General features: G+C 72.6%; 12 protein-coding genes. 4 read left to right on the forward strand and 8 right to left on the reverse strand.

Annotated elements, in window-relative coordinates:
* Positions 1 to 32 precede the first annotated feature (32 nt).
* The 6 genes from ABZY91_RS29390 to ABZY91_RS29415 all read right to left on the reverse strand — a co-directional run bounded on the left by ABZY91_RS29390 (position 33) and on the right by ABZY91_RS29415 (position 5,000).
* Positions 33 to 407 carry an ectoine synthase gene (locus ABZY91_RS29390; protein WP_329881463.1) on the reverse strand — a complete coding sequence of 125 codons (375 nt, stop codon included), beginning with the start codon at positions 405 to 407 and terminating at the stop codon, positions 33 to 35.
* Between the two features lie 12 nt (positions 408 to 419).
* Positions 420 to 1,274: a tryptophan synthase subunit alpha gene (gene trpA, locus ABZY91_RS29395; RefSeq protein WP_329881464.1), complete on the reverse strand. Its 855-nt coding sequence runs from the start codon at positions 1,272 to 1,274 to the stop codon at positions 420 to 422.
* A complete protein-coding gene (locus ABZY91_RS29400; RefSeq protein WP_355405907.1) occupies positions 1,267 to 2,274 on the reverse strand; it encodes a hypothetical protein in 1,008 nt (335 codons plus the stop codon). Before ABZY91_RS29400 ends, trpA begins: the two co-directional genes overlap by 8 nt.
* 2 nt (positions 2,275 to 2,276) lie before the next feature.
* Positions 2,277 to 2,540, reverse strand: a complete 264-nt coding sequence (locus tag ABZY91_RS29405) for an acyl carrier protein (protein ID WP_355405908.1) — start codon at positions 2,538 to 2,540, stop codon at positions 2,277 to 2,279.
* Position 2,541: 1 nt separating this feature from the next.
* Positions 2,542 to 4,035, reverse strand: coding sequence for an AMP-binding protein (locus ABZY91_RS29410; protein WP_355405909.1), 1,494 nt, complete (start codon positions 4,033 to 4,035; stop codon positions 2,542 to 2,544).
* Positions 4,036 to 4,334: 299 nt separating this feature from the next.
* Positions 4,335 to 5,000, reverse strand: coding sequence for a LysE family translocator (locus tag ABZY91_RS29415; protein ID WP_355405910.1), 666 nt, complete (start codon positions 4,998 to 5,000; stop codon positions 4,335 to 4,337).
* A 333-nt stretch (positions 5,001 to 5,333) separates the two neighbouring features.
* On the opposite strand from ABZY91_RS29415, the gene ABZY91_RS29420 reads away from it, so the two are divergent.
* From ABZY91_RS29420 to ABZY91_RS29435, 4 genes are all read left to right on the forward strand, one after another.
* Positions 5,334 to 6,329 carry a LuxR C-terminal-related transcriptional regulator gene (locus ABZY91_RS29420; RefSeq protein ID WP_329881469.1) on the forward strand — a complete coding sequence of 332 codons (996 nt, stop codon included), beginning with the start codon at positions 5,334 to 5,336 and terminating at the stop codon, positions 6,327 to 6,329.
* A 316-nt stretch (positions 6,330 to 6,645) separates the two neighbouring features.
* Entirely contained in the window at positions 6,646 to 7,065 is a 420-nt protein-coding gene (locus ABZY91_RS29425) for an XRE family transcriptional regulator (RefSeq protein ID WP_355405911.1), read from the forward strand.
* A gap of 91 nt (positions 7,066 to 7,156) precedes the next feature.
* The gene (locus ABZY91_RS29430) at positions 7,157 to 7,705 is read left to right on the forward strand and encodes a ParH-like protein (protein ID WP_355405912.1); all 549 of its coding nucleotides are present in this window, start codon (positions 7,157 to 7,159) and stop codon (positions 7,703 to 7,705) included.
* Positions 7,702 to 8,265, forward strand: coding sequence for a DUF6545 domain-containing protein (locus tag ABZY91_RS29435; protein ID WP_329881472.1), 564 nt, complete (start codon positions 7,702 to 7,704; stop codon positions 8,263 to 8,265). Before ABZY91_RS29430 ends, ABZY91_RS29435 begins: the two co-directional genes overlap by 4 nt.
* A 148-nt stretch (positions 8,266 to 8,413) precedes the next feature.
* Here the strand turns inward: ABZY91_RS29435 and ABZY91_RS29440 are convergent, their stop codons facing one another.
* Together ABZY91_RS29440 and ABZY91_RS29445 are read right to left on the reverse strand one after the other, a co-directional pair.
* Entirely contained in the window at positions 8,414 to 10,624 is a 2,211-nt protein-coding gene (locus ABZY91_RS29440; protein ID WP_355405913.1) for a tetratricopeptide repeat protein, read from the reverse strand.
* A 60-nt stretch (positions 10,625 to 10,684) separates the two neighbouring features.
* The gene (locus ABZY91_RS29445; RefSeq protein ID WP_355405914.1) at positions 10,685 to 11,884 is read right to left on the reverse strand and encodes a hypothetical protein; all 1,200 of its coding nucleotides are present in this window, start codon (positions 11,882 to 11,884) and stop codon (positions 10,685 to 10,687) included.
* Positions 11,885 to 12,492: the final 608 nt, after the last annotated feature.

The raw sequence follows: 12,492 nt of genomic DNA on the forward strand, positions 1-12,492 counted from the left end.
TCCCCGGTCGGTGGTCGGTGGCGCGGGCGGGATCAGTAGTGGGAGGACGAGGCGCCGGTGAGGTCGTGGACCTCGTCGCCGCGCAGCGCCGGGGTGAAGACGCACACCAGGCGCAGGTCCTCCTCCGGCCAGGCGATCAGCCAGTGCGCGTCGTGCTGGTCCAGCGCGTAGAGCGTGCCGGGCTCGATGACGTGGCTGTTGCCCGCCATGTCGACGACCTCGCCGCGGCCGGAGATGCAGTAGCAGGCCTCCAGGTGCCGCTTGTACTCCAGCAGCGACTTGGTGCCGGCCGCCACGACCGTGTCGGTGACCGAGTAGCCCATCCGGTCCGACTCCAGGAGGAAGCGGCGGCTGACGCCGTTGCCCCACTCGACCGTTCTGACGTCCTCCAGCTTGCGAATGATCATGACGAACTCCGTTCAGTGATTGGACAGTTGTTCTTCGTGCACGGGTCGGTGACGCAGGCCACCGATGAATCCCGCGAGTTCGGCGAGCAGGTCACCACCGGTCTCCAGGACCCGTTCGACCTCCGCCACCAGGGCGCTTCCGACGATCGCCGCGTCCGCGCCCAGGTCCCCCATGGCCGAGACGTCCTCGGCGGTGCGGACCCCGAATCCCACGGCCACCGGGGCCGGGGTGAGCCCCTTGAGGGTGGCGACCACCGGCGCGAGCGCCGAGCGGTCCGGGGCCGGGGCCGTGCCCGAGCGGCCGAAGTGGGCCACCAGGTACAGGTACGCCGAGGCGAACTCGGCACTCTCGGCCAGGACTTCGCGGGGCGAGTTCGGGTAGCAGGTGGTGACCACCGGCTGTCCGATCCGTTCCGCGGCCTCCAGGTACCGCCGCCTGGCCAGCGGCGGCAGGCCGTGCAGCAGGGTCGCGTCCGCTCCCGCGTCCCGGGCCCTGCGCAGGAACTCCTCCAGGCCCACCGGCTTCACCGAGTGGCCCCAGTCGGCCAGCAGCGCGATCCGGGTGTGCCTCAGCTCCGGCCGGACGCGCTCGACGAAGCCGAGCACCGCGTCCAGGTCGACGCCCTGCTCCAGCGCCCGCCGTGCGGAGCGCCGGATGACCGGGCCGTCGGTCACCGAGTCGGGGAACGGCACGGCCAGTTCGAGGCAGTCCACCCGCTCCTCGTCCAGCAGCCGGACGAGGTCCGCGAGCCGGTCCAGGCCCGGGTCACCGGCGTTGAGGAACAGCGCCAGACCCGGGTCGGCGGAGCTGCGGCCGGCGAAGAAGCCGCCCGCCGGCCGGCCGTCGTGCTCGGTGGGGTCAGACACCGGCCCCCACCTCCCGGCGCAGCCGCTCCACGAGCCCGACCGCCGCGCCGTCCGCCACCGCCGCCCGGGCGGTGGCGAACGCCTCCGCCCAGTCGGTGGTCCGGCCGGCGGCGACCGCCGCGGCCGCCGCGTTGAGGCAGATGCTCTCCACCGCCGCCGCCGGGCCGTGGCCCCGGAGCAGGTCCAGCAGGTGCTCGGCCGCGTCGGTGCCCTCCGCGGCCGGGCGGAGGTCGGCGAGGGTGCCGCCCGCCGCGCCCACCGTGCCGGGGCCGACGGCCAGCTCCGTGCCGTTCGCCCGCACGGTGTTCCCGGTGAAGCTGAGCAGCTCGTCCACACCGAGGTCGTTGCGGATCAGCCAGACTCGCCGGTCGGCCGCCAACTCGGCGAATCCGTCCCAGAGTTCAGGCGACGATACACCGGTCAGCTGGACCTCGACGGGCACCGCGGCCAGGAACGGGCCGAGCAGGTTGACGAACCGGCCGATCTGCTGCATGCCGTACGGCAGCACGGCGCGCGCCAGTTCGGTCAGCTCGACCGGGTAGACGAACCCGGAGGCGAAGGCCAGGCCGAAGCGGCCGAGCAGGTCCTCGCACTCGGCGTACGAGCGCGCGGTCGGCAGCCCCAGCCGGTCCAGGATGTCGATCGAGCCGTACCGGCTGCTGTAGCCGCGCGACCCGGTCTTGACGATCGGCACCCCGGTCGCCGCGGCCACCAGGACGGCGGCGGTGGTCAGGTTGAAGGTGGCGGGGCCGCCTCCGGTGCCGACCAGGTTGACGACGCCGGGCCAGCGGGCCGGCAGCGGCGCGGCACGGTCGGTCAGCGAGCCGAGGAAGGACTCCAGGGTCGGCGTCACGGGGGTGCGGGTGGAGAGCGAGGCGAGCACCGCGAGGGCCTCGCCGTTCTTCAGCCGGCGCTCGTGCAGCCGCTCCCAGAAGTCGGCCCAGACCGGGCGTTCCACCGGTTCGGTGCCCCGGACCAGGCTCTGCAGCAGATCGGCCACGGTCAGTTGGCTCCGCTCGCCACCGGGTCGGCCTGACCGAGGAAGGCGTCGATCGAGGCGACCGAACGGAAGTTGTCCGGCACGATGTCGAGCGCGTCGATGTCCAGCTTGTAGGTGTTCTCCAGCCAGCCGACCAGGGTCAGCAGGCCGAGGCTGTCGATCACGCCGTTCGCCAGCAGGTCGAAGTCGTCGTCGATCTCCTCGACCGTGACCTCCAGCAGGAACTGATCGATCAGGTACCGCTTGATGTCGTCGGTGCGCGCCATGTCAGCCTCCGGAGGCAGTGGTGTCGGGTCGGTCGGTCCGCGCCTGCAGGAGGCGGCGCTGGACGGCCTTGCGGTCGAGCTTCCCGGTGCCGGTGCGGGGCAGCGGGGTGTCCACCAGCTCGACGGTGGCGGGGATGGCCACCCGGGGCAGCAGCCCGGCGGCGTGCTGGCGGATGGTCAGGGAGTTGAGCTTCCCGCCCTCGGCGCGCTGCACGACGGCGTGCAGGCGCGTGCCGGCGAGCTCGTCGGGGACGGCGATCACCGCCGCCTCGGTGACGGCCGGGTGGCTGCGCAGGGCGGTCTCGACCTCGGCCGTGTTGATCCGCACACCGCGGACCTTCACCACGAAGTCCCGCCGGCCCTCCAGGGTCAGCACCCCGTCGTCGTGACGGCGCACCAGGTCCCCGGTGCGGTAGTAGCGGGTTCCGGCCCGCTCGGAGAAGACGCCCCGGTCGAGCTCGGCGTCCAGGTACCCGGCGGTCTGGAACGGTGTGGAGACCACGAGTTCACCGCGGCCGGGCCCGGTGAGCTCGACACCGTCCTCGTCCAGGACCAGCGCGTCGACCCCGTCGATCGGCCGGCCGATCGGCACCGTACCGTACGGCATCGGGTCCGCCGGGTCGATCGTGTGGAGGAAGCTGTCGTTGGTCTCGGTGCAGCCGTAGACGTTGTGGAAGACCGCCTTGGGCAGGAGTGCCGGCAGCGGTTCGAAGCCGCGGGCGCTGACGGCGTCGCCGGTGAGCAGCGCGTGTTCCACACCGTCCAGCACCAGCGCCGGGTCGCCCGCGGCGGCCTGGGTGAGCAGTTGGTAGAGCATCGGGACGCCCTGCACGACCTGGACCGGCCGGGCGCGGTACTGCGCCAGCAGGTGGGCCGGGTTGGCGGCGAGGTCCTGGTCCACCAGGGAGACACACCCGCCGCGGCTGAGCGTGGTCCAGATGTCGAGCAGGCACAGGTCGAAGTTGAGCGGTGCGTAGTTGAGCACCGTGCTCTCCGGGCCGATGCCGAACTGCTCGGCGGCCCAGTCGGCGAACCGCGTCACCGCGCCACCGGTCAGCGGCACGACCTTGGGCAGCCCGGTCGAGCCCGACGTGGTCAGGAGCAGCGCCACGTCCTCCGGGTCATGGTCACCCTCGAAGGTGAACTCCTCGTGTCCTTCGGTCAGTTGGATCGGGTCGGGCAGGCGTCGGGCGCCACAGCGGTCCACCAGGGCGGCCAGGGTCTCGGCGCCGAGCTCCGCCGAGGGCAACAGCACCGGCCGGCGGAGCATCAGGCAGGCCAGCACCACGGCGACGGCCTGCGGCGACTTCTTCGCCACCATGGCCACCGGTTCTGCGGGGCCCAGGCCCAGCCCGGCCAGCCGCGCGGCGGCGGCACCGGCCATGCGGTGCAGTTCGGCGTAGCTCACCTCGTCCGCGTGCCAGAGCAGTGCCGGCGCCTGCGGGCGGACTCTCGCCTCTTCGGCGATCCGGCCAGGGAGGGATCTCCACGGCATCGAACGGTCCTCCGTCTCACGTCCTGGGAGTATCTGAGTGGGTCTGAGTGGTCTGCGGACTGTCTGAGCGGTTCTGCGCGGGCAGCCGAAAGCCGATTACGGCTGCCGCCGAAAATGTGCGCAGGATGAATCGCCAGGTGGCGGGCGGCAGCACGCGTGGGCGGCCGCACTCGTCCATGGGTAAATAGATGAATACACCTGAAGAAGTTGACCGATAAACCGCCCGGTCGGCGCGGAGGAGTTCCGCGTGACGGAATACCGAAGGTGGAATCCCGCAATCCGGAACCGGGACGGCCCGATCAGCCCGCGCGCCGCCCCGAAGGCTGCGCGAACGCCGCGGAGATACCCAGCAGAAGATACGTACAGCCGGTGATGTACTTCTGGGCACGGGCGAACCGCACACTACGGGCGAGCCATGCGCCCACCCCGACCGAGGCCACCGCGTACACCAGATCCATGGCCAGGGCGATCGTGAAGAACACCAGCCCCAGCACCAGGGTCTGACTCGCCCCGGAGCCCCGCTCCGGGTCGACGTACTGCGGCAGCAGCGCCAGGAAGAAGAGGGCGACCTTGGGGTTGAGCACGTTCACCAGAGCCCCCTGGCGCAGCAGCGTCCCGACCGACCGGGGGCTGTCCGAGCCCGCCGGGCCCTCGCCCAGCGCGCCCCCCTTGGACAGCAGGGTGCGGATGCCCAGGTACACCAGGTAGGCGGCGCCGGCGTACTTCACCACGTCGAACGCCGTGGCGGAGGCGGCGATCAGCGCCGACACCCCGACCACGGTGCCCAGGACGTGGACCAGCGTGCCGAGTTCGACCCCGAGCGCCGAGGCGAACGCCGCCCGCCGGCCCTGGCCGATGCCACGACTGAGGATGAGCAGCATGTTCGGCCCGGGCACCGCGACCACCGCGACCACCGTCGGCACGAACAGCAGCAGCGCCGCCATCGACGGGAGCGTCAACTCCACCGGGCCCATCCCCCTCCGTCAGCTGCGGAGCGAGCCGGACGGCTCAGCCCCACTCAAGGTCCCCGTCACGCCCGCCCGGGAATCCGAAACCCACCCAAGCCGACTGAAATGATTGCCGAATGGCCACCATGTTACTCATCCCCCCAGCGAATTAATCGATCTTTGTCTCAGCTCCGCCGTACTCTGTTTCCCAAGCGAAGTTCCTTCGATCCTGCCGACCGCACTTCGGCAAGTCCAGGGATCACAGCTGTCCCATAGGTGCCGTGACTGGTGACGGCCAGGTTATCCACGGGGGCACCACAGAGCAGCAGAACCACCACCACGGAGTTAGCAATGGATCTTGAGCGCGACCGGAAGGTCCTGACGGACCTCTACCGGCAGTTGCGGAACGAGCCGAACCTGAGCACACCCGAGATCTGCGCCCGGTCGGGCCTGGATCCGGCCTCCCTCCACGAGGCCACGGCGCTGCTCACCGAGCTCGGGTTACTGACCGGGTCCGGCCGCGGCAGCGGGCGGCCCACCGTCACCTCCACCGAGGTCGCGCTCAACCGCCTCGCGCAGCAGGCCGAGCAGACCGCCGTACGCTGGCTGGAGGAGACCATCCGGGTCCGCAAGGCGATGCGGCTCCTCACCACCGAACTCGCCGACCAGTACCAGCAGCAGGAGAGCCTCGCGCCCGCCGAGCTGATCGTCGGCCTCGACCACATCTCCGAAGTGCTGGAGGACTGCACCGAGCTCGCCCAGGACGAGGTGCTGAGCATGCACCCCGGCCCGGTCGTCGAGAGCCGCTCCAAGGCCCGTCTGGAACGCAACCAGAAGGTCGTCAACCGCAGCGTGGGGATGCGCACCATCCACCTCGCCTCCACCGCGCGGCTGCCGCAGGGCCTCGCCCTGCTGGAGGAGATGCAGCGCTCCGGGGTCCAGATCCGGCTGGCCCCCACCATCCCGTTCCGCCTGATCGTCATCGACGACGTGATGGCCTTCACGCCGGCCTTCGGCACGGAGGCGCAGCCCACCGCCATGGTCACCCGCGGCCCGGTGATCACCCGCCTGCTCAGACGGGTCTTCGAGCACTGCTGGCAGTCGGCGGTCGAGCTCGGCACCGACACCCCGCCGCCCCAGACCCCCGTCGACACCCCGCTCACCGGCCAGCAGGCGGGCATCCTGCGGCTGATGAACGCCGGCTTCAAGGACGAGGCGATAGCCCGCGAACTCGGCGTTTCCACCCGGACACTGCGCCGTCTGATGAACGACCTGATGGAGAAGCTCGGCGCGGACAACCGCTTCCGGGCCGGGGTCCGGGCCCAACAGCTGGGCTGGCTCAAGTAGCCGGGGGGGCGGGGCGGCCGGGCCGAAGGAGCCCGGGCCGGCCCGCCCCCGCGGTCCGGAGCCGCCCACCGCCGCCCACCGCGACACCCGGCGCAACACCCGGCCCCTCCCGGACGACCGGGTGTCCGGCAGGGCGTGCGACCGCGCGCGCAGGTCACCGGCCGTGCGATCGAACCGGTCCCCCGCGTACCCCCTCGTCAGCTCCACGGGGCACCTAGAATGAGGAGCCGGGTCCGCTCCGCGGGTCCGGGTCATCGGGAGTGGTCGGTCCGCGCACGCACCGGGCGTGTGCACGGGGTGAGGGAAGGGGTGGGCCGTGTCCGACGCAGGCTCCGTTGCGTCCACGCTCGCGGCGAAGCTGGACCGGCTGTTCGACGTCGTCCGCCGCGCGGACCGCGAGCAGTACAGCCACGAGGAGGTCGCCCGGGCCTGTCGGGAGGCGACCGGCGAGAGCTTCTCCGCCACGTACCTCTGGCAGCTGCGGACCGGCCGCCGGGACAACCCGACGAAGCGTCATCTGGAGGCGCTGGCACAGTTCTTCCAGGTCCCGCCGACCTACTTCTTCGACGACCGGCAGAGCGCACGGATCGCCGAGGAGCTGGCGCTGCTGGGAGCGCTGCGCGACGCGGGCGTCCGGGACGTGGCGCTGCGCGCGGTGGCCCTCTCGCCCGAGGGCCTCGGCACGATCAGCGACATGATCGAGGCCATCGCCCGCCGCGAGGCCGGTGGCAGGTAGCGGAAATCGACGTCGAAGCGGTTCTCCCCGCGCTCCCCCGTCCGTAGGATCGCCTCCCGACCGGGGCCGGTCGGACAGCAGGGGGGCAGGCGTGGGGCATTCGCGTGGGGTCGACCATGAACTCTGGCAGCGATGTCGGGGCATCGCGGAGTCGATACCGCTTCCCGACCCGTTCGGCATCACGGCACTGACCGAGTCACTCACCCGGCTGCGCGGCAGGCCCATCGAGCTCATGCCCCTCTCCGGCCCGGCGCCCTCGCCGTGCGGCGTCCTGATCAGCACCGACCGCGCGGACTACATCGGCTACGCGGTCGACACCACGGCCCTGCACCAACAGCACATCGTGCTGCACGAGATCGGTCACCTGCTCTGCGCGCACACGGGTGGCGCGGGACTGAGCACGGTCGTGTCGCGCGTGCTGACACCCCAGCTGCCGGACGAGCTGGTCCGCCGGGTGCTCGGCCGGTCGGTCTACACGGAGCGGCAGGAGCAGGAGGCGGAGCTCGTCGCCTCGCTGACCCTGCACCGGGCGCTGCAGCGTCCCCGGTCCACCGCGATCGGCCGGCTGGCCGACCGGACGGCGCAGTGGTGGCGCACGATCGGCCGGCCGGGGCCGCGCGGCGCGGCGTGGCACGGGTGACGGGGTGGCCGACACCGGCAGCCTGCTTCGCCGGTGCCGTCAGCCGCTGGGACGACCGGGGCGGCCGGGCGCGCGCCCGGCGTGACCACCGCAGGCTGGACCCGCTCTGGTCGGCGATGAGGTCGGTGGTCCCGGAGATCGAACTCGTCACCCAGGACCGGAACGTCGGACGGGCGAGGGCCCGGCGGCAGGACATCCGGTTCGCCCTGTACCGGCGGATCATCGAGATCCGTGACGGGCAGCTGTCCCTCCGGTCCCATCTGCATCCTCACGTCCCGCTCTGGGTGGCGGAGGTGCTCGGCCCGGCCCGTGCCGAGGAGTTCGCCGTCGTGGTGGAGGCCGCCGCCATCGCCGCCGTCCTGGAGGCGGCCCGGGCCCGGCACCACTTCCCCGCCGGGCCCGGCGAGGGGTGCGTGCCGCACCCGCTGGTGGCCGACCTCCGCGAGGAGGCGGCCTGGCTGGTCAGGGTCGCCGCCGCGTACACCGGTTCGCCGGCGGTGGCCCACGTCCGCAGGCGGGTGCGCGAGGAACTGGCCAGGGCGGCGGCGGTACCGCACTGACCGGACGCCGCCCCCGCTGCCCCTGCCGCCCCCGTTGCGCGGGGCAGCGGGAACGGCAGGGGCGACGGGGGCGACGGGTGCGACGGGGGCGGCCTGGTCCGGCGGGGCGAGGGAACGGCGCGCCCGGTGGGACGCGGGACGGACGGTGTCAGGCGCGGGCCAGCTCCGGCATCAGCTCGTACACCTGCCCGGCGGACTCGGGATCGGCCTCCAGGCAGGCGAGCAGGTCGGCCCTGGCGTTGTCCACCCGGTCGAGTCCGATGAGGCAACGCGCCCGCTGCAGCCGGGCGTCCACGTCCTCGGTCGAGTCGACCACCTCGTCGAGCAGCCGGAGCGCCTCCCCGAACCGCCCGGCGTCGTGGTGGACCACGGCCAGGTTGAACCGGATGCCGGGCTCCGTCGAGAGCTCGACGGCACGCGCCAGGTTGCTGCCGGCCGCGTCCAGATCGCCTTCCTGGTAGCGGAGTTCACCGATCAGCGCCCACGCCTGGGCGCAGCCGGGGTCGGCGGCGAGCGCGGCGGCGTAGGACTCGGCGGCTGCGGTTCCCTCACCCTCGGCGGCCAGCAACTGGCCCTTGAGGCACAGCAGCCGGGGGTTCTCCGGATCGCCCGCGAGACCGGCCCGGACGTCCTCCCGGGCGAGCCGGTACTCACCCGCCTCGAACAGCAGGGAGGCCCGGTTGAGGCGGGCGTCACGGAACTCCGGGTCGAGCTGGAGGACGTACCCGAAGTCCGCCACCGCCGCGTCGGTGTCGCCGAGTTCGGCCAGGACGTCGGCGCGGTTGAAGTAGGCCTCGGGGAAGGGTGGCGAGAGCCGGACGGCGCGGTCGTAGTCGGCGAGCGCCTGTTCCGGACGGCCGAGTTCGCGCCAGAGCATGCCCCGGTCGAAGTAGTACTCCGAGTAGTTGGGGTCGCACTCGATCACCGCGGTGTAGTCGGCGACGGCTTCGGCGTGGCGGCGGAGGCCCGCGTACACCTGAGCGCGGTTGTAGCGGAGCACGGAGCGGTGCAGCGCGTGCTCGTGCGGCTCCAGCGTCTCGTCGAGGGTCGCGATGCAGCCGTCCAGCAGCGTCAACGCCGCTTCGAGGCGGCCCTGGTGGACCTCGATCAGCGCGAGCCCGTTGCGGTTGAACACCACGCGCGCCTCCCGCTCCTTCGGCTCCGGGTGCCAACTGGCGAAGGCGATCGCCTGGTTGACCCAGCCCCGGGCGAGCCGGTGGTCGCGCCGGTCGGTGTCGAAGTGCCGGGTGTGGAGCATCGCCGTGGCGTACGCGGCCTGCATGTGGACCTCGGGCGAGGCGCTGAGCGCCCGGGCCTCGTCGTACAGCGGCAGCGCCAGATCGGCCAGGCCGAGCGCGGCGAAGGAGGTGGTCATCTTGGTGGTGAAGGCCCACCAGTGGGTCGGGTGGCTCTCGTGGGTGACGAGCTGCCGCCCGCGCTCGCCGAGGTCCACGACGGCGTGGTAGTAGCCGAGGTCCATGCAGTGGTCGAGGGCGTGGCGCAGCGTGTCGGCCCCGACGCCCGCCGGGTCGCTGCCGTGCTCCGCGTGCCAGGCGATGGCCCCCAGCCGCAGGGACGACTCGCCGGCCGTCTCCAGCTCCGCCCGTCGCAGGTCGTGCAGCAGGGCGCGCTCGGTGGCGGGCAGGGCCAGGTAGGCGGCGATGCGGTCGGGGTCGTCGCCTGCGCCGTCCGCCGCGACGTGGGCGCGGCCGAGCGCGGCGGTTCCGGCCGCCGTCCGGGCGGCGTCCCCGGCCGGCCGTCCCCCGTCCGGCGCGTCGAGCACCGCGCAGTGGGCGGCGAGCGCGTCGGCCAGCACCTCGTTCCCGGGGCCGGCCGGTCGCTCCGGCGCCTCGGTCCCGGTGGTGACCACCACGGTGAGCAGCTCCGGGTCGATCCGCCGCAGCAGGACGGCGAGGAACTCACCGTCGGTGGGGTCGGCCCGGTGGGCGTCCTCGACGATCAGCGAGCGCGGGGCCGGGCCGACCGCGCGCAGGTACGCCTCCAGGAACTCGACCAGACCGTGGGCGATCCGCAGGGTGCGCAGTGCGGAGTAGAAGCGGGTCCGCTCCTTGGGCACCGCCAGCGAGGTCAGCGTCTCGCGGGTGGCGGGCACCAGGTCGCGCAGCTCCGGCGTGGTGGAGAGGATCTCGATGTCGTGTCCGGCGACGGCCTCCGGGCAGCGCGCCAGCGCGTCGGGGACGATCGCCCGCAGGATCGACCCGACGGCCGTGTAGGGCCCGCGCAGCCGGCGGTCGGCGTTCACCAGGGCGAGGGCGGGTGGCAGGTCGAGCCGCTCGCGGGCGTCGACGCGGTCGGGACGCCGGGCGGCGCGGACCCAGTGGTGGCGGTGCTCGGCCATGACGCAGCTGCCTTTCGTGCGGTGACGTGGTGAGGTGCGGTGGGGCGGGGCGTTCGGGGGTCAGGCCGACCGGGCGGCGCGCCGCTCCCGGGCGGCCAGGACCACGACGGCGCCGGTCTGCGCGAGGGTGAGCACCATGAGGACGAGCGAGTCGAGGCGGCCCGCCGCCGAGGCGTGGCCGGTCAGCCGCAGCCACATGTCGTGCAGGAGGCGGTACGCCGTCGGCACGACGACGCCGGCGAACACGGTGAGCGTGAACGCGTAACCCACCACCATCAGCCAGGCGTACCAGCGGGCGGCCCGCCGGTCGACCGGGTGGTGGACGGACAGGTCCAGCGGCGGGCGCCCGGTGCCGCGCCGGACGGCGTTGCGCAGGACGTCCGTGGCGGCGGCGTGGAGGTTCACGGAGCCCAGGAGCGTACTGAGCAGGACGTAGAGGTCGGTCCGCAGGTAGAAGAAGCCCTGCCAGGCGAGGCGCAGCGTCGTGGCGTAGGCGACCGCGAGGCAGACCGACGCCACTCCCCGGGCGGCGCCGTGCGTCGCGTCGGCGACCAGGGTGAGGACGGCGATCGCCAGGACGTCCGCCAGCATGCCGGCCATGATCGGCAGGTAGCGCTTCCGTCTCGGCACGCTGACCAGCCCGTCGAGGGAGGTCTCCAGCACCAGGTAGACCAGGCGGCGGCCGACCGAGAGCCTCGACCGCAGGCCGAGCCGGCGGCCGGCCAGCGCGTGGAAGGCCTCGTGCAGGGCGAGCAGCGGCGCCTGGCCGAAGAACAGCATCAGCACGACGAGGGTGTAGGAGGAGCTGAAGAAGAGGTTGTCGATCCGGGGTACCAGCCGGGGGACCCGGATCATCTCGACCACGGCGAGGGCCGTCACGAGCGCGTAGCCGATCAGTGCCGGCCGGCTGAAGACGGCCCGGCCCAGCCGTTGCCAGCGCACGGGTGCGGACACCTCCGCCGGGGCGTCGGCGGAGCGGACGAGGTCGAGGTCCACGAGCGCCTCGACCAGGTCGGCGATGTCGACGCTCTCGCCGTGCTCGGACTCGTAGCGCCGGGCGGCCTCGCGCGGTGTGACGCCGTCGGCCAGCATCCGGACCAGCTCGGCGCCGTCGGCCGGGAGGACGGCGTAGGTGTCGGTCTCCGGGCTGCCGACGGTGACCTCGTCGCCCTCCTCCAGGTAGACGAGCCGGCGCAGTGGCAGCGGACGGTCCAGGTCGAGGCCCGGGGCGTCGGAGCTGCTGTCCACGGAGGAGTGCACGGGTGTCCTCCCGCAAGGGGGTGGGCGGAGGGGGTGGGCGGAGGAGGAGCGGCGCCGGTCGACAGTGCCATGTCGGGTCGACACCGCTCCCCCGTTTCCCCGGGAAGAGGGATCAGGCCTGCACCATGCAGTCCCACGGCAGGTACAGCGCACGCGCCGTGCTGGTCAGACGGACCGGGCCGGTCTTGCGGACGACGATCTTCTTCATGACGGACACCTCCCTTCACACTGGTCGCAGGGAAGCCATGAGCTGAGATGAATGAGGATCTGATGCTCAGTCATATCAGCTCGGCCAGGCACCAGAGTGCTGACGATGTGGTGACCGCGTCAAGGGATCGCCGCCCCCGATCCGGGGACGCCCGGGCGACCCGGGGAGATTCCGCAGCTCGAAGGGGACACGCGGCGTGCGACAGCCGCAACCCCGGGCCGGATCGACACAGCCCCAGGAGAAAGGCCCCTCGGCAACATATAAACTGAAATGAATGACCGACGGAGGTTGATCTACTTCAGTTGAGTGCCGGTCCGGCTTCCGGATCGCCCGCCGTGGGGCGCTCCGGAAGCCGGCGGCAGGGGTGCGGCCCGCGGCGGCCGGTCGCCGCGGGCCGCAC

Origin of the sequence: Kitasatospora sp. NPDC002965 (assembly GCF_040611255.1) — a bacterium.
GTDB lineage: Bacteria > Actinomycetota > Actinomycetes > Streptomycetales > Streptomycetaceae > Kitasatospora.